Here is a 20,955-nt window from a genome sequence, read left to right as displayed (position 1 = left end):
CCGTGCACCGGCACGGCGCCTCACCCGATTCCCCCTTCTATGCCCCACGACATTGTCCCGGTAAACCACCACGCCCGCCTGGCAACGCCGAAAAGTCGGCACATGCCGTGGCGAGCGCAAGCGCACCGGACCGTCGCCCGACATCCGGCGGCGACTAGGCTGGATTCCATGTGTGTGCGCTTTCGGCGCCCACCCCCGCGTCCGCGGCTGACAATCACACGGCATCGAGCAGGTCCGAAGGAGTTTTCACGTGGCTGAGTTCATCTACACGATGAAGAAGGTTCGCAAGGCGCACGGCGACAAAGTCATCCTCGACGACGTCACCATGTCCTTCTACCCGGGCGCCAAGATCGGCGTCGTGGGTCCCAACGGCGCGGGCAAGTCGTCGATCCTGAAGATCATGGCCGGTCTGGACCAGCCGTCGAACGGCGAGGCCTTCCTCGACCCCGACGCGACGGTCGGCATCCTGCTCCAGGAACCGCCTCTGAACGAGGAGAAGACGGTCAAGGAGAACGTCGAAGAGGGTATGGGCGAGATCAAGGTCAAGCTCGACCGCTTCAACGAGATCGCCGAGCAGCTCGCCACCGACTACTCCGACGAGCTGATGGAGGAGATGGGCAAACTCCAGGAAGACCTCGACAACAACGACGCCTGGGACCTCGACTCGCAGCTCGAGCAGGCCATGGACGCCCTGCGCTGCCCGCCCGCGGACTCGCCGGTCACCCACCTCTCCGGTGGTGAGCGCCGCCGCGTCGCGCTGTGCAAGCTGCTGCTGCAGAAGCCCGACCTCCTGCTGCTCGACGAGCCCACCAACCACCTCGATGCCGAGAGCGTGCTGTGGCTCGAGCAGTTCCTGGCGACCTACCCGGGTGCTGTCCTGGCCGTGACCCACGACCGGTACTTCCTCGACCATGTCGCGCAGTGGATCTGTGAGGTCGACCGCGGCAAGCTGCACCCCTACGAGGGCAACTACTCGACCTACCTGGAGAAGAAGGCCGAGCGTCTGGAGGTCCAGGGCAAGAAGGACCAGAAGCTGCAGCGTCGCCTCAAAGAGGAGCTCGCCTGGGTGCGGTCGGGTTCCAAGGCCCGCCAGACCAAGAACAAGGCGCGACTGTCCCGGTACGAGGAGATGGTCGCCGAGGCGGAGAAGACGCGCAAGCTCGACTTCGAGGAGATCCAGATCCCGACCCCGCCGCGTCTGGGCGACGTGGTGGTCGAGGTCAGTCACCTGGACAAGGGCTTCGACGGACGCGTCCTCATCAAGGACCTGTCGTTCACCCTGCCGCGTAACGGCATCGTCGGTGTGATCGGTCCCAACGGCGTCGGCAAGACCACGCTGTTCAAGACGATCGTCGGGCTCGAGGAGCCGGATTCGGGCACCGTCAAGGTCGGCGAGACGGTCAAGCTGAGCTACGTCGATCAGAGCCGAGCCAACATCGACCCCAAGAAGAACGTCTGGGAGGTCGTCTCCGATGGGCTCGACTACATCGAGGTCGGCCAGAACGAGATGCCGTCGCGCGCGTATGTCAGCGCCTTCGGCTTCAAGGGCCCGGACCAGCAGAAGAAGGCCGAGGTGCTCTCCGGTGGTGAGCGCAACCGCCTGAACCTGGCGTTGACCCTGAAAGAGGGCGGCAACCTGATCCTGCTCGACGAGCCGACCAACGACCTCGACGTGGAGACCCTCGGTTCGCTGGAGAACGCGCTCGAGAACTTCCCCGGCTGCGCCGTGGTCATCAGCCACGACCGCTGGTTCCTCGACCGGACCTGTACCCACATCCTGGCGTGGGAGGGCAACGTCGAAGAGGGCCAGTGGTTCTGGTTCGAGGGCAACTTCGAGGCCTACGAGGCGAACAAGGTCGACCGCCTCGGCGCCGACGCCGCCCGGCCCCATCGGGTCACCCACCGCAAACTCACTCGCGATTAATCCGGACCCCGTCCGGCACGGGTGACTAGCATCGGCAGATGTGACGTCACTCGTGCCGGACGCGGTGAACCGCTATTTCAGGACGCGCACCGATGGGTCGGCGGGCGAGTCGGCCGCCGACCAGGTGGCCAGACATCTCGACGCCGCTCGGGTACGCCGCCGTGGTCAGGCGCTCGTCGAGGTGACTGCGGGCGAGGGCGGGACCGTCGAGATCCTCGTCGTCAACGACGACATGCCGATGCTCGTCGAAGCCGTCCTGGCGACCGTCGAGGCCCACGATCTCACCGTCGACCACATGGATCATCCGGTGATGCCGGTACGACGCGACGCCGACGGCACGCTCGTCGCCGTGGACGCCGGCGAGGCGACCTCCGAGTCGTGGATCGTCGTCAGCGGTCTCGCGCGACATCCCGGCATCGATCCCGAACCGTTGCGCGACGATCTGCGCGACGTCGTCTCGCGGGTCATCGACGTCGATGCCGATGCACCGGAGATGCGCTCTCGCATGGTCGCGTGTGCCGGCGGGATGGCCGAAGCGCCGCGTGCGCAGACAGGCGTCTCCGATGCGGATCGAGACGAGTATGCCGCCCTGCTGGAGTGGTTCGCGGGCAACCACTTCCTTCTGCTGGGTTACTCGCGGGTGGGAGTCGACGGGTCCGCCGCGGACGCCGAGCGGTTCGGCGTGTGGCGGACCGGCTCCATCGACCGCGACTTCCCGTCGGTGACGGACCGTCCGCTGGTGCCCAGGGTGAGCCGAGTGTTCGTGGCGACCGGCGTGCAGCGTACCAATTTCCCTGTGCTCCTTCAGGTTCCGACGTTCGACGAGGATGGCGAACACGACGGGGAGCATCGGTTCCTGGGCACCCTGACCTCGGCGGGCAACCATCAGGCCGTCCTCGACGTCCCGGTGCTACGGCGCAAGGTGCACGACGTCCTCGCGCACGCGGGAGTCGAGGAGGACTCCTTTGCCGGGCAGTCGATGATCGAACTGTTGCAGAACTACCCACTGGTGGAGATGTTCTCGTCCACCGAAGACGAGCTCGAACGTCGGCTCACCGAGATGCTCGACGCGGTGGCGACGCGGTCGTTGCGCCTCTTCGTGCGCACCAACTTCGACGGACGCACCGCGGTCGCGCTCATCTACCTTCCCCGGGACCGCTACAACACCCACAGCCGGCTGGCCCTCGAACGCGCGCTGGTGGCCGAGGTCGACGGGACGGCACTGGAATACACGGCGCGCGTCAGTGAGATGCCACTGGCGCTGCTGCAGGTGCTGGTCTGCATCGATCCGGCGACCGCGGCCGAGCTCGGCTCCGTCGACACCGGATCGCCGGCGCATGCGCGGATGCAGGGCGCGCTGGTCGCCGCGATCCGCGGCTGGGACGAGCGGGTCCGTGAACTCGCCCTTGCCGAGGAGATCCCCGGACTCGACGGTGGTCCGGACGTGCTGCTGCGCCAGTTGTCCTCGTTGTCGGAGGATTACAAAGAACTTCGCGAACCCCGCGCTGCGCTGGCCGACCTCATCCGAGTCGTGGGCCTGCAGCCGGGTCAGATCGACGTGACCCTCGACGCCGCCGAGGCGGGCGCCGACGATCAGCAGGACCGGTGGATCTTCACGCTCTACCTCTGCGGTGCGTCGGCGACACTCACCGATGTCCTGCCGGTGTTGCACAGCCTCGGGCTCGACGTCCTCGAGGAGCATCCGTACGAGATCCATCGGCTCGACGACACCGTGTGCTGGGCATACGAATTCAGTGTGCAGCTCGCCGCCGGGATGACCGTCGACCTCGATCACTCCGACGATCTGGCGGACCGGTTCACCGAGGCCTTCCGGCGTATCTGGCTGGCCGGTGCGGATGTCGACGCCTACAACGAACTCGTCATCCGGTCGGGCCTGGACTGGCGGTCGGCGGCGATGTTGCGGGCCTACGGCCAGTACCTGCGCCAGTGTGGGTTCTCGTACAGTTCGGCCCACGTCGCCAGCGTCCTCGGTCAGCATCTGGCCATCACCCGTGGCCTCGTCGACCTGTTCGTGGCGTCGTTCGACCCCGAGACCGCCGACGAGGAGCGCCGACAGGAGCTGCGCGAACGGCTCGACGGGGAGATCGGGCTCGTGCTGAGCCTCGACGCCGACCGCATCGTCTCCGCCTTCGCGGCGGTCCTCATCGCGACCGATCGCACGAACTATTTCGTCGGCGGCCGGTCCGGCGACACCGACCACCGTCCGGTCATCTCGTTCAAACTCCGCCCGCGCGACATCCCGCAGACCCCCAAACCCCGTCCGCTGCATGAGATCTTCGTGTACTCGCCGCGCGTGGAGGGCGTTCATCTCCGATTCGGCTCGGTCGCCCGCGGCGGCCTGCGATGGTCGGATCGCCGGGAGGACTTCCGAACCGAGATCCTCGGACTGGCGAAGGCGCAGGCGGTGAAGAACGCGGTGATCGTGCCGCTCGGCGCAAAGGGCGGTTTCGTCGTCAAGCGACCGCCGCCACCCTCCGGGGACGCCGCGCGGGACCGGGAGGCGCAGCGGGAGGAGGGGATCGCGTGCTACCGGCAGTTCATCGCCGGGTTGCTCGACGTCACCGACAACATCGACCTGACGACCGGCGAGGTGATCCCGGCCCGCGGGGTCGTCCGGCTCGACTCCGACGACACGTATCTGGTAGTCGCGGCCGACAAGGGCACCGCCTCCTTCTCCGACATCGCCAACGAGGTGTCGAGGTCGTACGGGTTCTGGCTCGGCGATGCGTTCGCGTCCGGCGGTTCGGCCGGTTACGACCACAAGGCCATGGGCATCACCGCCCGCGGGGCCTGGGAGTCGGTCAAGCGTCACTTCCGCGAAATGGGCACCGACACCCAGTCCGAGGACTTCACCGTCGTCGGGATCGGCGACATGAGCGGGGACGTGTTCGGCAACGGCATGTTGCTCAGCGAGCACATCCGGCTCGTCGCCGCCTTCGATCATCGGCACATCTTCGTCGACCCCGACCCGCAGGCGGCCGAGTCGTTCGCCGAACGCGCACGTCTCTTCGGGCTGTCGCGGTCCTCGTGGGCCGACTACGACACGAGCCTGCTCAGCGCGGGCGGCGGCGTCTGGGCGCGCGATCGCAAGTCCATCCCGATCAGTCCCGAGATGGCGGCCGCGCTGGGCATCGAGGAGGGCGTCGACGAACTCTCGCCGCCGGAGCTGATCCGCGCGATCCTGCTCGCCCCGGTCGACCTGCTGTGGAACGGCGGCATCGGCACCTACGTCAAGGCCTCGACGGAATCGCACGGGAGCGTCGGTGACAAGTCCAACGACCTGATCCGCGTCGACGGAAACGAGGTGCGGGCCAAGGTGATCGGCGAAGGCGGCAATCTCGGGGTCACCGAGCGGGGGCGGATCGAATTCGACCTCGCCGGGGGGCGTATCAACACCGATGCCCTGGACAACTCGGCCGGGGTCGACTGTTCCGACCACGAGGTCAACATCAAGATCCTGCTCGACTCGGCGGTCTCCGCGGGTGAGCTCGACGTCGCCGACCGGGATCCGCTGCTGGAGTCGATGACCGACGAGGTCGCCGAACTCGTTCTCGCCGACAACATCTCACAGAACTCCGAGCTCGGCTTCTGCCGCACCTTCGAGCTGACGCGCGTCGAGGTCCACGCCCGCATGCTCGAGCACCTCGCAGCCAAGCGGGGCGTCGACCTACGCCTGGAAGCGCTGCCCGAGCCGCGCGAGCTGCGTCGGCGCGTCGGGGGCGAGCTCCACCGCGGTCTGACCTCACCGGAGTTCGCGACCCTCATGGCGCACGTCAAGCTCGAGTCCAAATCCGACCTGCTCGCCACCGACCTGCCCGACAACGACGTCTTCGCACCCCGCATCGCGCGCTACTTCCCGGACGCGGTGCGCACGACGTATCCCGACGCGATCAGCGGACACCGGCTGCGCCGCCAGATCGTGGCGACGACCCTCGTCAACGACGTCGTCGACCACGCCGGGATGACGCATCTGTTCCGGTTGAGCGAGGGGAGCAGCTGCACGACGGAGGAGGGCGTGCGCGCCTACGTGGTGTCCAACAAGGTCTTCGGCATGAACGAGGTGATCGAGGACATCCGACACGCGCCCGCCCCGGTCGAGGCCGTCGACGAGATGATGCTCTACGCGCGCCGTCTGCTGTTCCGGGCCTCACGGTGGTTGCTGGCCTTCCGGCCGCAACCCCTGGCCATGGCCGCCGAGATCACCCGCTACGGCGAGCGGGTGGCGGAGCTGTCCACCGTCGCCGACGACTGGTACGGCCCGACGTCGGTGCGCGACGTCGCCGAGCGGGCTCAGGGGTATGTCGATCTCGGTGTGCCCGAGGACCTCGCGCACACCGTCGCGGTGAGCCTGCACCGATTCTGCCTCCTCGACATCATCGACGCCGCCGAGATCGCGGACCGCGACGACGCCGAGGTCGGCGAGCTGTACTTCGCGGTGATGGAACATTTCGGGCTCGAGCAACTGCTGACGGCGGTGTCGGATCTCGACTACGGCGACCGGTGGCATGCGCTTGCGCGGCTGGCCGTGCGTGACGACATGCACGGCGCGCTGCGTGCTCTGACCCTGAAGATCCTCGAGGTCAGCGAGCCCGAGGAGAGCACGGCCGAGAAGATCGCCGAATGGGAGTCGTCCCAGTCCAACCGGCTGAGTCGGGTGCGCAGCGTGCTCCGGGAGATCGACGAGACCGGCACCGCGGACCTGGCCACCCTCTCGGTCGCCGCTCGCCAGCTGCGCAGCATGATCCGCTGACCGAACCGGCGCCCTCGGTCGGCTCGCGGCCGCCCCGGCCGATTCGCCGCGGGTCGGGGGCAGACGGGCCTAGCCTGGGCCCATGACCCGAACCGCACCGCGCATCTGCCCGCTCTGCGAGGCCACCTGCGGTCTGACCCTCAGCATCGACCGGGACCGCACGACGGGCCGCGAGACCGTCATCGCGGCACGCGGTGACGCCGACGACGTGTTCAGCGCCGGCTATCTCTGTCCGAAGGGTGCGAGTTTCGCACAGCTCGACAACGATCCCGATCGCCTCGACCGGCCGCTCATCCGGCGCGACGGCCGGCTCGTCGACACCGACTGGGACACAGCGCTCACAGCCGCCGTCGAGGGACTGAACGAGGTGATCGCGACGTCCGGGGGCGAGTCGATCGGCTTCTATCTCGGCAACCCGTCCGCCCATACCGTCGCCGGGACGATGTACGCGCCGTTGCTCATCCGGGCCCTCGGCACCCGGAACGTGTTCAGCGCCAGCACACTCGATCAGATGCCGAAGCAGGCGGCCACCGGCTATCTGGTCGGACATGCGGGGACCTTCGCCGTTCCCGATCTCGACCGCACGGACCACCTCGTGATCATCGGAGCGAATCCGGTGGTCTCCAACGGCAGTGTCACCACGACCGCCGACTTCCCGGGCAAACTCACCGCGCTGCGGCGGCGCGGTGGACGGCTCACCGTCATCGACCCGGCCCGTACCCGCACAGCCAAACTCGCCGACACCCACCTGGCGCCGCGGCCCGGCACCGACGCGGCGTTGTTGGCCGCGGTCGTGCAGTGCCTGTTCGACGACGACCTCGTCGCCGACGACCTGGGCGGGGCAGCCACCCACGTCCTTGGCGTCGAGGCGCTGCGGCGGGCGATGGATGCCTTCGCACCCGAACGTGTCGAGGCGTTCTGCGGCGTGGCGGCGGCAGACATCCGAGCGCTCGCGCGATCGATCGCCGCAGCCCCCTCGGCTGCTGTCTACGGCCGGATGGGCACCACCACAGTGCAATTCGGCACGCTGGGCAGCTGGCTCATCGACGTGGTGAACATCCTCACCGGCAATTTCGACCGGCCCGGGGGAGTGATGTTCCCGTTGGCCCCGACGGCGCCGTCGCCGCGCCCGGCCCGCGCCGGTCGCGGATTCCGCACCGGGCGCTGGCGAAGCCGGGTGTCCGGTCACGCGGAGGTCGGCGGCGAGCTGCCCGCCGTCGCGATGGCCGAGGAGTTCGAGACCCCCGGCGACGGCCGGCTGCGCGCGCTGGTGACGGTGTCGGGGAACCCGGTCCTGTCGGCACCCAACGGCGCACGGCTGGGGCGCGCACTCGACGACGCCCAGTTCGTGGTCTGTGTCGACCCGTACCTCAACGAGACGACGCGGCACGCGCACGTTCTGCTGCCGCCCCCGCGCCCGTCGCAGAGTCCGCATTTCGACGCCATCCTGAACAATCTGGCCGTTCGGGCCACCGCTCGCTACTCGCCGCCCGTACTGCCGCTCCCGCCGGGCCGTCCAGACGAGATCGAGATCGTCGCCCGACTGATCCTCGGCCTCTCCGGCGTCGGGGTCGATGCCGACCCCGGGCTCGTCGACGAACAGGTCATCGCCGCGACGCTGGCCAAGGAGGTCACCGACCCGCATTCGCCGGTCGCGGGTCGCGACGTCGAGTCCCTCGTCGCGATGCTGCCCGACGCACCGGGACATCAACGCCGCCTGGACATGCTGTTGCGCGTCGGCGCGTACGGCGACGCCTTCGGAACACGCGCGGGATTGACCTTCGCCGACCTGCTGGCCGCACCCCACGGGATCGACCTGGGACCCATGCGACCGCGACTGCCCGGGGTGGTGCGCACGGCATCCGGCAAGGTCGAACTCGCTCCCGATCCGCTCATCGGCGACCTCGCCCGGCTGTGGGCCGCGGTGTCCGCGGACGACAGCCCGGGTCCGGTCGCCGAGGGTGGCCTGCTGCTGGTCGGTCGCCGTCATCTGCGGTCCAACAACAGTTGGATGCACAACCTCCCCGCACTCACCGGCGGCACCAATCGCTGCACCCTCCACATGCACCCCGACGACGCCGACCGGCTCGGCATCTCCGACGTCGCCAAGATCCGAGGCGCGGGCGGGTCGCTGACCGTACCCGTCGAGATCACCACCGACATCCGGCCCGGCGTCGCCTCCCTGCCGCACGGCTGGGGTCACGATGTCGAGGGCGTCCGGCTGGGCGTCGCCGCCGCCGATCCAGGGGTGAACGTGAACGAGCTCAACGACGGCGCCGTGCTGGATCCGCTGTCGGGAACCGTCGTCCTCAACGGCCTCCCCGTGGAGATCGCGCCTGCCTGACCGGGTCGGGGAGTGCGTAGGGTTGGGCCGGGGCGGCCGCGAGGGTCGCCCGCCGACACCGATCTGACAGGGGATGACGCACGTGCTCAACGAGGACGCCGGGACCACGACCGCCGACGGATATGTGGTCCGGGTGCCGGTCCGGTGGTCGGACATGGATGTGTACGCGCACATCAACCATGCCCGGATGGTGACGCTGCTCGAGGAGGCCCGCATCCCCTGGCTGTTCTACGACGGGCGGCCGACGGCACCTCTCCGGGACGGTTGCCTCGTCGCCGACCTGCATGTGAGATATCAAGCGCAGCTGCGTCATTCCGAGGGGCCGATCGAGGTCACCATGTACGTGGAGCGTCTACGTGCCGTCGACTTCACCGTCGGTTACGAGGTGCGGGCGGCGGGCGCCGACCCCGCCTCGCGCCCCGCCGTCGTCGCCAGCACGCAGCTCGTCGCCTTTGACGTCGGGACGCAGCGGATCGCGCGACTCACCCCGGAGCAGAAGGAGTACCTCGCCGGATTCCGTCGTGCCACAGGGGAATCCGTCGATCGGTCCACGGGGCCCAGCTGATGGAGCGGTTCATCGAGATCGCGTCGTCCGACCGATCCAATGCCCTCGCATTCCTGGCCCACGCGGTGCGTCTCGACGACGCGGCGGTCGTCCGGGTGGTGGCGCGATCAGATGGACTGGTGGCCCTGTGGGCACACACCGGATTCGACGTCCTGGCCACGCGTTCGGTGACCGGACGGATCGCACCGGCCGACGTGGTGTGCGACGCGTCGACACTGCGATCGGCCGTGGAGGCGGCCGGCCCCGGCGATGCGGTCGATCCCGGCTTCTCGCTCGACAGTGCCTGGCGCGGGGCGCTTCCGGCAGTGGTCGGCTTCCGGCACATCGACGACGTCCCCGCCCGCAGCGTCGTCGAACTGTCCCGGGAGGGAGCGCGGGTCGCGCGCGAGGAAGGCAGCGGGCACGGTCCCGCAACGGGGCTGCTCGACCAGGACGTCCTGGAGGTCACGTCCGCGGACGGCGCACTGCGGGCCGCGGTGAACATGAGGTCGGTCTTTGCCCTCACCGGGATGGGGTTCATCCGCGACGAGGCCGGACGCGCGGTCACCGAGACCTCCGACACCGGTGCGATCGCGGCCGACGAGCCGGTGCGAATCAGGATGTCCGCGGCGTGGATTCGGATCGATGCGCGCTTCGGGTCGGTGTACCAGCGCCGTCACCGCGATCTCGCGGTCACCGTCCTGAACTAGACGGCCGGGCCCGTCACACCAGCCAGGCCGCCGCGTCCGGCGCGAGCAGGCCGTCGACCAGAGGTGAACTGACGAGCAGCAATTCGCCGGGTGGGAGGGGTACTGGCACCTCGCCCGCGTTCAGGGCACAGACCAGCCTGCCCTCGGAGCGACGGAATGCCAGGCACCCCTCGGGCGCGCCGTACCACTCGAGGTGGTCACCGGCGAACTCCGGGCGAGACACGCGCAGGTCGATGGCGGCGCGGTAGAGCGACAGCATCGACCCTACGTCCTCGAGCTGGGCTTCGACGGTGAGTGCCTGCCACGAGGCCGGGATCGGCAACCAGGTGTCGGTCGATGTGCTGAATCCGAACGGGGGCTCGGTCCCTTCCCAGGGAATCGGTACGCGACATCCGTCGCGTCCGCGTTCGGTGCGTCCGGAACGCTCCCACACCGGGTCCTGCAGGGCGTCGTCCGGCAGGTCATCGACGTTGGGCAGTCCCAGCTCGGCTCCGTTGTAGAGGAAGATCGTTCCGGGCAAGGCCATTTCGACGACGAGCATCGCGCGGGCACGCCGGGTGCCCCGCTCGAGATCGAGCGCGCCGGAGTCCGGATCGACGACCGCGTAGCGGGTGACCTCCCGGGCGACATCGTGATTGGACAGCGTCCACGTGGGAGTGCCCGACACCGACAGGACCGCGTCGAGCGAGTTCTCGATGGCCTCCCTGATCGCACCGGATTCGAACGGCGCCTTGGCGAGTCGGAAGTTGAACCCGAGATGGAGCTCGTCGGGCCGCAGATATTCGGCGAACCGCTCGTTGTCGCTCACCCAGATCTCGCCGACATTGGCCGCGCCGGGGTACTCGTCGAGGACCTTGCGGATCTTGCGGTGGATCTCGTGTACCGCATAGTTGTTGAAGCGCGGATCGTCATCGGAGTTCTGCAGGAGTTTGGTCGCCGACAGATCCATGTCCGGTAGATCGGCGGGCTTGGCCATGCCGTGCGCGACGTCGATGCGGAAACCGTCGACGCCCCGGTCGAGCCAGAAGCGCAGCGTCTTCTCCAGATCGGCGAAGACGTCGGGGTTCTCCCAGTTCAGGTCCGGCTGTTCCGTCGCGAAGATGTGCAGGTACCACTGTCCCGGCGAACCGTCGGCCTCGGTCACGCGCGTCCAGGCCGGTCCACCGAAGATGCTGTGCCAGTTGTTCGGCGGCTCGTCGCCGCCGTCACCGCGGCCGTCGCGGAAGATGTACCGCTCGCGCTCGGAACTGCCCGGTGCCGACGCGAGTGCGGCGACGAACCACTCGTGCTGATCGCTCGTGTGATTGGGGACGAGGTCCATCGTCACGCGGATGTCGCGCTCATGGGCCTCGGCGACGAGGTCGTCGAACACCTCGAGATCGCCGAAGAGGGGATCGATGTCGCGCGGATCGGAGACGTCGTAACCATGATCGGCCATGGGGGAGGCCATGATCGGACTGAGCCAGATCGCATCGACTCCGAGCAGTTCGAGATAGCCGAGTTTGTCGATGACCCCGGCGAGGTCGCCCACCCCGTCGCCGTCGAGATCGGAGAACGAGCGCGGATAGATCTGGTAGAAGACCGCGGACTTCCACCACGAGGTGTCGGACGGATCCAGCTGGGGCACAACGGGCCGTGCGACCGGTGTGTCCGCCGCCACGATCGCCGCGTCGGCGACCGACTCGGTCGGGGCCGGCTCGTCGAGCGCATCGACATCCGACTCGATCGCGCCGTCGTCGTACGGCGCGTCCTCGGGCTGACCCCCGCCAGTTGGCTCGGCGGGGACAACATCTGGTGTCTCGTCGCTCACCGTGGTCATTGTGCCCTACCTGAGTTTTCTCGGAGAAATCCAGGTCAGTCGGCGAGTCGGGCGGCGTGTCGGGAGGGAAACCGCACTCAGATGGGCGAATTCATCATCGATTGCGCCGCCATCTCCATGTAGTCGGTCAATGCCCGGCGATGCGGCGCGTCGAGGGTCTCGTCGTCGATGGAGGCGATCGCGGTGTGCATGCAGCGGAGCCAGGCGTCCCGCTCGATCGGCCCGACACGGAACGGGTTGTGACGCATGCGGAGTCGGGGGTGGCCGCGCTCATCGGAGTAGGTCCGGGGCCCGCCCCAGTACTGCTCGAGGAACATCCGCATACGACGCTCGGCAGGCCCGAGATCCTCCTCGGGATACAGCGGTCGCAGCACCTCGTCGCGCGCCACCTCGGCGTAGAACGCAGCGGTGAGGCGCCGGAACGTCTCGGCGCCGCCGACCTCGTCGTAGAAGGTCCGCGCCGGGGTCTCCGGCGCCGGTGGGGTCGGAGGGGATGTGTTGGGTTCGCCAGTCACCTCGACCATTGTCCTCACCCCGGCCGCGTGTCTCAACGTGGCGGCCGAGCCAGAGCTGTGAGCTGGCCCGACACCGTGACACCGGCGTCACGGGGAGCGTGGCCTGATGGACTCGGGCTCGTCGGGGGCGACCGATGATCCGGGTCGCGCTGATGCGCCGCGACCGGACGCACGGGCGGTTGCTCGCGACGATCGACGACGTCGATCCGGCCTGGCCGCGGTACATCGGCGCGGGCGCCGCGTGAGGCGTCCACCGGGCGCACGAGGTCGTCTCGCACGTCTACGACGCGCTGTAGGCCCCGGTGCGCCGGGCGGTGTCCGGTGGGTTAGATTGATGAACGATGACCTGCGCCGACAACCGGGCGGGTCCGGCACGACCATCGAAAGGGTGACATGGACGTCGACAGCCTGATCGTCCCCATCGGAGTGCCAGTCACGATCGTGACGGTGCTCTTCGTGCTGCTCTGTGTTGTCGCGATGGTGTTCTCCTCCGGGGTCAAGTACCCGAAGGTCAAGGAGTACACCCTCGACCAGCAGTGGGAGCATGCACCGCTTCTCTTCAGTGCCACCGACATCGAACCGATGGCACTTCCGCGGCATGCGGAGCCCAGCGACGTTGACGGGAGTTCGGCCAGTGGCAAGTGGTGAGGTTACGCACGCGAATGTGAGCGCCGAGGTCGCCGCCCGGTCGGCCGCCGAACTGCCCGTGGGCGCGGTGTTCACCAACAGTGGTCGCATCTCCGCGGCGCGCTATCCCGGTGACTCGCCGACGACGCCGCCGTTCAGCAAGCGCGATCTGATCGCGCTCGACGACACGCTGAAAGCCGCCAGCGAGAAGGCCCTCGTCCGGTTCTCGGTGTACATCGGCGATCTCGACGGCGACGTCGAGGCCAGTGCGCGCGCGATCCTCGCGAAGTCGCCGGAGCCCGCCTACGGCACCCTGATCGCCGTCTCGCCGAACACGCGCGACGTGGTCATCGTCTCCGGCAGCCTGGTGTCGAGCCGCGTGAACGACCGCGTGGCCGCCCTGGGCGTCACCGCCGCAGTCACCGGCTTCCGCCAGGGCAACCTGATCGACGGGCTGATCGCCGCACTGCGTGTGATGGCCACCGCCGCCGCCGCGAGCTGACCGCCCGCACCCGCACAGACCACGAGGCCGCCCCACCTTCCGGTGGGGCGGCCTCGTCGTTGCCGTGGCGTCTGCCTCAGTGGGTGAGGACCTTCTCGTGGGCGCCGCGCGGGGTCGTGGCGTCCCCGTCGAGTTCGTCATCGACCATGTTGGTCTCGTCGAACGGTTCACGGCCCGACAGCACGTCGTCGACGCGCTGCTTGTCGACCGTGCTGGTCCACGAGCCGACGAGCAGCGTCGCGACCGCGTTGCCGGAGAAGTTGGTGACCGCGCGGGCCTCCGACATGAACCGGTCGATACCGACGATGAGGCCGACCCCGTCGAGCATGTCGGGACGATGGGCCTGCAATCCACCGGCGAGCGTGGCCAGGCCCGCACCGCTGACACCCGCGGCGCCCTTGGAGGCGATGATCATGAAGGCGAGCAGGCCGATCTGTTCCCCGACCGACAGCGGGTCGCCCATCGCATCGGCGATGAAGATCGACGCCATGGTGAGGTAGATGGCGGTCCCGTCGAGATTGAACGAGTATCCGGTCGGCACCACGACGCCGACGGTTGTCTTCTCCACCCCGAGGTGTTCCATCTTCGCGATGAGGCGAGGCAGTGCGGACTCCGACGACGACGTCGCGAAGATGAGCAGGTATTCGCGGGCGAGGTAGCGAACGAGCTTGAAGATCGAGACACCCGACACCGTCCTCAGCATCACGCCGAGCACGCCGAAGACGAACACCAGACAGGTCAGGTAGAAGGCGAGCATCAGCGTCAGCAGCTGCTGGACCGCCGCCCAGCCGGTCTGTCCGACGACGCTGGCGATCGCGCCGAACGCGCCGATCGGGGCCACCCAGAGCACCATCGTCAGCACCTTGAAGACGAGCTTCTGGAAGTAGGAGACCGCGGTCAGGATCGGTTCGCCGGTGCGGCCCATGGCCTGGATCGCGAAACCGACGAGCAGAGCGACGAAGAGGGCCTGCAGCACGCTGCCCTCGGTCAGGGCGGACAGCATCGACTCCGGGATGATGCCCTGGATGAAGTCCAGCGTGCCGCCGGACTCGTGTGCGTCGTCGGCCAGTGCCTGGCCCTTGCCCGACACCGACTCGATGTTGAGGCCGTCGCCCGGCTGGATGATGTTGCCGACGACCAGGCCGATGGCCAGCGCGACGGTCGACATCGCGAGGAAATAGACGAAGGCGAGTCCGCCGACCTTGCCGACCGTCGCCGCCTTGCGGACCGAACCGATGCCGAGCACGATCGTGCAGAAGATGACCGGGGCGATCATCATCTTGATCAGGCTGACGAACATCGTGCCGAGCACCCCGAGGTCTTTGCCGACGCCGGGTGCGACCAGCCCCACCACGACACCCGCGACCACCGCGATGATGACGCCGATGTAGAGCCAATGGGTGCGATCCCGCTTGGCCGGCGTCGGCGCATCGGCCGTATCGTCAGGCGTGGTCGCGATCGGATCGGAACCTTCTCCGGCCGGTGAGCCGCCGGACCTGCCTCGAATGTTCATCGGTGATTCTCTCCTCGTACACCTCGGACAACAGTGATTAGGATTGTGGCCCGATGGGGTGACGCGGGTCACGATTGTGTTCATTACGTTCAGACAGGGAACGAGGTCGGCAGGAATGCGCTGGTACCCGCGAACGCTCGCCGGGCAGGTCGCGGCCCTCGCGCTGGCGGTGTTCGCGGTGGTCGTCGTGGCCGAGAGCGTCCTCGCGGCTGTCGACGCCCGGATCGACGGGAACCGCGCGGCGCGGGCCGAGGTCACCGCGGTGGCGGTCAGCCTCGCGGAGTCGCCGTCGACCGTCGCCGCACTCACCTCCGCGGACCCGAGTGCGGTGCTCCAGCCGGTCACCGAACGCGTTCGCGCGGCGACCGGGATCGCTTTCATCACCGTGCTCGCACCGGACCGGACCCGCTACACCCACACCGATCCCACCCGCATCGGTGAGCCGTACCTGGGCAGCATCGATGCCGCCCTGCGGGGGCAGACCGTCACCGAGAACTACACCGGCACCCTCGGGCCGTCCATCCGCACGATCGCGCCGGTCCGCACCCCGGACGGTCGCGTGGTGGGGATGGTCGCCGCCGGGATCACGCAGCGCACGCTGACCTCGGCCTGGCGTGGTCAGCTGCCCCTCATCGCACTCGCCGCGTTCGCCGCGCTGGCCACCGCAGTGGGCGGTGTGTGGTGGATTCGGCGACGCCTGCTGCGGCAGACCGGCGGTCTGGCGCCCGGGGAACTCCGGTTGATGTATGACCATCACGACGCCGTGCTGCGGTCCGTGCGGGAGGGGTTGGTCGTGGTGGAGGACGGGCGACCCGCCCTCGTCAACTCCGAGGCGCGTCGCCTGCTCGGGATCGAGGCCGACACGTCCCCCGACGACCTGCCGGCGTTCCTCACCGACGGCGACGAGGAGACGGACGTGACCTATGCCGACCGGGGCCGGGTGCTGCTGGTGAGCCGTTCCCCGGTGTCGGGCCGCCGCAGGTCGTCGGTGGTGACCATCCGCGACCGCACCGAGCTCGAGGAGGCGATGGGCGAACTCGACTCGATGACGCGCTTCGCCGAGGCTCTCCGATCGCAGGCACACGAGGCCGCCAACCGGTTGCACACGATCGTCGCGCTGGTCGAGATGGGCCGGCCCGACGAGGCGGTCCGACTCGCGACCACCGAGTTCGAGTTGTCCCAGCAGCTCATCGACCGGATGACCCAGGCGGTGGCCGAACCCGCGCTGGTCGCCCTGCTGCTGGGCAAGACCGCCCAGGCCGCCGAGCGCGGAATCCCGCTGTCGCTGACCGAGGAGTCGCAGGTGAGTGACGCCGCCACCCGGATTCTCACACCCGGCGAGATGATCACGGTCGTGGGCAACCTGATCGACAACGCCCTCGACGCCTGTGATCCGGCCGACCCGTGGGTCGAGGTGACCGTCGTCGGGGACGACCGCATGCTCGACATCGTCGTCGCCGACAGCGGAACCGGCATGGACGCCGAACTGTTCAAGCGCGCGACCACCCGGGGCTACTCGACCAAGGCGGGTGGCGACGCCGCCGGCCGCGGGCTCGGTCTCGCGCTCGTCGCCCAGGTCGTCGCGCGCCGGCACGGGACGATGAGCGCCGAGAACACCTACGGTTCGGTCATCACGGTGCGTATGCGCGCCGACGACCAGGGGGCGAGCCGATCATGATCCGCGTCCTGATCGTCGAGGACGAGCCGGTGATCGCCGAGGCGCACCGCGACTATCTCGTGCGACTGGGCGGGTTCGAGGTCGTGGGCGCGGTGTCCACGGCGCAGGAGGCTCTCCGGATGGCGACCGCCGGACCGGTGGACCTGGTTCTGCTCGACCTGGGTCTGCCCGACGCCCGCGGGGTCGACCTCGCCTCCGCACTGTCGGGTGTGCGCCCGGCGCCCGACGTCATCGCGATCACCGCCCAGCGCGACCTCGCGACGGTGCGCAGCGCGATGTCGCGCGGAGTGCTCCTCTACCTGCTGAAACCGTTCACCTTCGCCGCGTTCCGGGAGAAGATCGAGCAGTATCTGCGGTACCGCGAGGCGCTCACCGGGGACGCCGACGCGGTCAGCCAGCGAGATGTCGATCGGGCGCTCGCCGAACTGCGCACGAGCGACACCCGCCGGTCGGCGAAGAAGGGCGCCGCGCCGCAGACCGAGGACGCGGTGAGCCGGGCGGTCCGCGACAGCTCCGACGGGCTCACCGCCTCCGAGGTCGCCCGCGCCCTCGGATCGTCGCGGGTCACCGCATGGCGCTACCTCGAGCGGCTCGCCGACGACCACGTCCTCGAACGCGACACCGAATACGGCTCGGCGGGCCGCCCGCAGGTGCGCTACCGCTGGCGACGGCGCTGACCCAGGAGCCGGTTCAGCCCTCCTGGGCGTCGAAGGCGCGTGCTCGCAGCGACCGTGCCACGCCGTCGCGGCCCTCGGCGATCAGCCGCTTGAGCGCGGACGGGTGATCCCCGGACAGGAACTCCGCCGCGAGGTCGAGGGCGTGCTGCGACATCGCCCAGCTCGGGTACAGCCCGATGACGACCGTCTGCGCGACCTCGCTGGACCGCCGCGCCCACACCTGGGGAACGGCGTCGAAGTACTTATCGACGTAGGGCTCGAGGAGCTCGCCCTGCCCGGGGCGGGCGAACCCGCCGATCATGGTGCGGGTGTAGACGTTCGAGAGCGTGTCGTCCTCGACGGCGCGAGTCCACGTGTCCGCCTTGGCCTCCGCCAGTGGACGCGCTGCCCGGGCCAGGGCCGCTGACCGCGTGCCGGTCGCGGTGTTGTCACGCTCGGCCTCGGCATCGATGACCGGAGTCGATGCCGGATCGGTGTCGATGGCCCCGGCCGTGGCGAGCGCGGTCACCAGTTTCCACCGCAGGTCGGTGTCCACGGCGAGACCGTCGAGTCCGTGCTCGGCCGGGTCCGCGCCATCGAGGAGCGCGCGGGCCACGTCGGTCTGGTCGTCGTTGATCCGGCCGGCGAGCCAGGTGTTGACGAATGCGAGCTGATGGTCGGAGCCGGCGTCGGCGGTGCGGGCGAGTTCGAGCATGCGCGAACTGAACCCGGGACGGCCTGTCGTCGCCGCCCACTCGGGATCGGCGTAGGACTCGATGGCCGTCGTCGCCTGCAACAGGACTCGCTGCACCACACCGATTTCCGATTCGCCGGCGATTCCCCGGCGCACCAGCTCGACGAAGTCGCGGGCACGCATCTCGGTCTGACGGGTCATTTCCCACGCCGCCGACCACACCAGGGTGCGCGGCATCGGATCGCTGATGTCGCCGATCCGTGCGGTCGCGGTGGCCAGCGATTCCGGGTCGAGACGGACCGAGGCGTAGGTCAGGTCGCCGTCGTTGAGCAGCACCAGATCTCCGCGGTGCACACCGACGAGGTCGGCGACATCGGTGCGTTCACCCTCGATGTCGAGCTCGACGCTGTGCGTCTGCTCGATGGCGCCCGAGCCGTTGTCGGCGTAGACGCCCACGCGCAGGCGGTGGACCCTGGTCTCACCGGCGCCGGGAGCGGCGCCGTCCTGGACGATGGTGAACCGGGTGAAGGCGCCGGACTCGTCGACCTCGAAGTCGGGCCGGATGACGTTGATGCCCGTGGTGCGCAGCCATTGGTCGCCCCAGTCCGACAGGTCGCGTCCCGACGACTTCTCCAGTGCGCCCAACAGATCGGCGAACGTCGCGTTGCCGAACTCGTGCGCGGCGAAGTAGCTGCGCAGCCCGGCGAGGAAGTCGTCGAGACCCACGTAGGCGACGAGCTGCTTCAGTACCGATGCACCCTTGGCGTAGGTGATGCCGTCGAAGTTGACCTCGACCGCGGCGATGTCGGGGATGTCCGCGGCGACCGGGTGGGTCGAGGGCAGCTGGTCCTGGCGGTAGGCCCAGGACTTCTCGACGTTGGCGAACGTCGTCCAGGCGCTGGTGTACTCGGTCGCCTCGGATTGACACAGCACCGACGCGAAGGTGGCGAAGGACTCGTTGAGCCACAGGTCATCCCACCACTGCATGGTGACCAGGTCGCCGAACCACATGTGGGCCATCTCGTGCAGGACGGTCTCGGCCCGACGCTCGTAGAGGTATTTGGTCACGCGGGACCGGAAGACGTAATCCTCGAGGAAGGTGACGGCGCCGGCGTTCTCCATCGCGCCGGCGTTGAACTCGGGGACGAACAGCTGGTCGTACTTGCCGAAGGCGTAGGGGATGCCGAAGTTCTTGTGGTAGAACCCGAATCCCTGTTTGGTCTCGGTGAACAGTCGCTCGGCGTCCATGTACTCGGCCAGCGACGCGCGGCAATAGATGCCCAGCGGGATGTCACCGTGCTCGTCGGAGTAGACATCGGTCCACTCCGCGTACGGTCCTGCGATGAGGGCGACGAGATAGGTGCTCATCGGTGCGGTCTCCCGGAAGCGATGCACCACAGCGGAAGTGGCACCGTCCGGGTCGGCGGGGGCCTCCGCGTGCGCCGCGTTGGAGATGACCTTCCAGTCCGCCGGGGCGGTCACCGTCACGGTGTAGGTGGCCTTCAGGTCGGGCTGATCGAAGCACGCGAACATCCGCTTGGCGTCGGCGGTCTCGAACTGCGAGTAGAGATAGACCGAGTCGTCGGACTGGTCGACGAATCGGTGCAGACCCTCCCCGGTGTTGGAGTAGGCGCAGTCGGCGACCACCGTGAGCGTGTTGTCGGCGGCCAGGCCGGACAACGGGATACCGATCGACTCGTCGAAGCCGGACACGTCGAGGTCGGTGCCGTTGAGGGTCGCCGAGATCAGGGTGGGGGCGACGAGGTCGACGAACGTCTCACTGCCTTCCGTCGCCGAGAACCGCACCGTCGTCGTGGATCGGAAGGTCTCGGTCCCGGGAGCGCCGGAACCGTCGGTGAGGTCGAGCTCGATCTGATAGTTCGACACGTCGAGAATCGCTGCGCGGTCGCGGGCCTGGTCTCTGGTGAGGTTCGGAGCAGTCACGCAGGCCAGCTTATCCAGCTCAGGACGCGGGCGGCGCTCCACGCAACCCGGCGGGGTCCAGGATCGCCCAGGCGATCGCCGTGAGGTCGTCCGCGATGCCGGGCCGAGAGCGCAACTCCGGTGACTCGATGACCTCGCAGGTGAAGCCGAAGAGCGCCTGCGCGAGAGCATTCGCGTCGGCCGCCGTCAGCAGCGGGTTCCGGGATCGGATCGCGTCGATCCATTCGGCGCGGTAGTCCGCCTGCGCGTTCCGGAGTTGCGTCTGCTCGGCGTCGGGCAGGTACATCAGGTCGCTGGTGAAGACCGGCATGATGCGCCCGTGCGTGCCCAGGGAGTACTCGACGAACACCCGGATCAGCGCGTCGAGGGCATCGGGGGCGGCAGCGCGGGTGAGTGCATGACCGGACACGTAGAGGATTCCCTGCACACCGCGCCACAGGACCGCCCGGAGGAGGTCGGCCTTGCCGGAGACCTCTTGATACAGCGTGGTGATCGAGACGTCCGCGGCGCGTGCGATCTCGTCGATGCGGACGTCGGGGAAACCGCGCTCGGAGAACAGTTCGGTGGCGGCGTCGAGGATCCGCTCGCGACGGGAGGCGGGGAGGCGGCGCGTGGGTGAGGTCTCCCGGTCGGTCTCTGGGCGCGACGCGGCCGGCAGATCGCAGGTGATGATCGAGTCCGCCACCGCGCGCTGGATGAGCATGAGGCATGAGG

14 protein-coding genes are annotated in these 20,955 nt (G+C 68.6%); 9 read left to right on the top strand and 5 right to left on the bottom strand.

Features of this window, described 5'->3' with window-relative positions:
* Positions 1–250: 250 nt before the first annotated feature.
* From ettA to CA982_RS13945, 5 genes are all read left to right on the top strand, one after another.
* Complete coding sequence (ettA, locus tag CA982_RS13965) at positions 251–1,924, top strand: energy-dependent translational throttle protein EttA (RefSeq protein ID WP_086535915.1); 1,674 nt, start codon at positions 251–253, stop codon at positions 1,922–1,924.
* 40 nt (positions 1,925–1,964) lie between these two features.
* A complete protein-coding gene (locus CA982_RS13960; protein WP_086535914.1) occupies positions 1,965–6,695 on the top strand; it encodes an NAD-glutamate dehydrogenase in 4,731 nt (1,576 codons plus the stop codon).
* Between the two features lie 82 nt (positions 6,696–6,777).
* The gene (locus CA982_RS13955; protein WP_086535913.1) at positions 6,778–9,039 is read left to right on the top strand and encodes a molybdopterin-dependent oxidoreductase; all 2,262 of its coding nucleotides are present in this window, start codon (positions 6,778–6,780) and stop codon (positions 9,037–9,039) included.
* Between the two features lie 73 nt (positions 9,040–9,112).
* On the top strand, positions 9,113–9,604 hold the full coding sequence (locus CA982_RS13950) for an acyl-CoA thioesterase (RefSeq protein ID WP_086535912.1): 492 nt from the start codon (positions 9,113–9,115) through the stop codon (positions 9,602–9,604).
* On the top strand, positions 9,604–10,293 hold the full coding sequence (locus CA982_RS13945) for a DUF8010 domain-containing protein (RefSeq protein ID WP_086535911.1): 690 nt from the start codon (positions 9,604–9,606) through the stop codon (positions 10,291–10,293). Before CA982_RS13950 ends, CA982_RS13945 begins: the two co-directional genes overlap by 1 nt.
* Positions 10,294–10,306: 13 nt before the next feature.
* Here CA982_RS13945 and CA982_RS13940 read toward each other — a convergent pair whose 3' ends face one another.
* Positions 10,307–12,112 carry a glycoside hydrolase family 13 protein gene (locus tag CA982_RS13940; protein ID WP_086535910.1) on the bottom strand — a complete coding sequence of 602 codons (1,806 nt, stop codon included), beginning with the start codon at positions 12,110–12,112 and terminating at the stop codon, positions 10,307–10,309.
* A 77-nt stretch (positions 12,113–12,189) separates the two neighbouring features.
* Positions 12,190–12,636 (bottom strand): globin, encoded by a 447-nt coding sequence (locus tag CA982_RS13935; RefSeq protein ID WP_244176267.1) that lies wholly within the window; start codon positions 12,634–12,636, stop codon positions 12,190–12,192.
* Between the two features lie 384 nt (positions 12,637–13,020).
* On the opposite strand from CA982_RS13935, the gene ctaJ reads away from it, so the two are divergent.
* Both ctaJ and CA982_RS13925 read left to right on the top strand, forming a co-directional pair.
* A complete protein-coding gene (gene ctaJ / locus CA982_RS13930) occupies positions 13,021–13,275 on the top strand; it encodes an aa3-type cytochrome oxidase subunit CtaJ (RefSeq protein ID WP_004019594.1) in 255 nt (84 codons plus the stop codon).
* Positions 13,262–13,756: a DUF5130 family protein gene (locus CA982_RS13925; protein WP_086535909.1), complete on the top strand. Its 495-nt coding sequence runs from the start codon at positions 13,262–13,264 to the stop codon at positions 13,754–13,756. The genes ctaJ and CA982_RS13925 overlap by 14 nt, the downstream gene beginning before the upstream one ends.
* Positions 13,757–13,832: 76 nt before the next feature.
* Here the strand turns inward: CA982_RS13925 and CA982_RS13920 are convergent, their stop codons facing one another.
* Positions 13,833–15,269, bottom strand: a complete 1,437-nt coding sequence (locus CA982_RS13920) for a cation:dicarboxylate symporter family transporter (RefSeq protein ID WP_086535908.1) — start codon at positions 15,267–15,269, stop codon at positions 13,833–13,835.
* 115 nt (positions 15,270–15,384) lie between these two features.
* Here CA982_RS13920 and CA982_RS13915 point away from each other — a divergent pair, with 115 nt between their 5' ends.
* A complete protein-coding gene (locus tag CA982_RS13915; protein ID WP_086535907.1) occupies positions 15,385–16,947 on the top strand; it encodes a sensor histidine kinase in 1,563 nt (520 codons plus the stop codon).
* Complete coding sequence (locus CA982_RS13910) at positions 16,944–17,624, top strand: response regulator (RefSeq protein WP_086535906.1); 681 nt, start codon at positions 16,944–16,946, stop codon at positions 17,622–17,624. Before CA982_RS13915 ends, CA982_RS13910 begins: the two co-directional genes overlap by 4 nt.
* A gap of 13 nt (positions 17,625–17,637) precedes the next feature.
* On the opposite strand, the gene pepN is transcribed toward CA982_RS13910, so the two are convergent.
* A complete protein-coding gene (gene pepN / locus CA982_RS13905; protein WP_086535905.1) occupies positions 17,638–20,241 on the bottom strand; it encodes an aminopeptidase N in 2,604 nt (867 codons plus the stop codon).
* Between the two features lie 19 nt (positions 20,242–20,260).
* Positions 20,261–20,955, bottom strand: a 695-nt coding sequence (locus tag CA982_RS13900; RefSeq protein WP_144066028.1) for a TetR/AcrR family transcriptional regulator, incomplete at its 5' end; no start/stop codon positions are given.

Origin of the sequence: Gordonia lacunae, from assembly GCF_002149015.1 — a bacterium.
Classification (GTDB): Bacteria; Actinomycetota; Actinomycetes; order Mycobacteriales; family Mycobacteriaceae; genus Gordonia; species Gordonia lacunae.
This window is presented reverse-complemented; position numbering and strand designations above follow the sequence as displayed.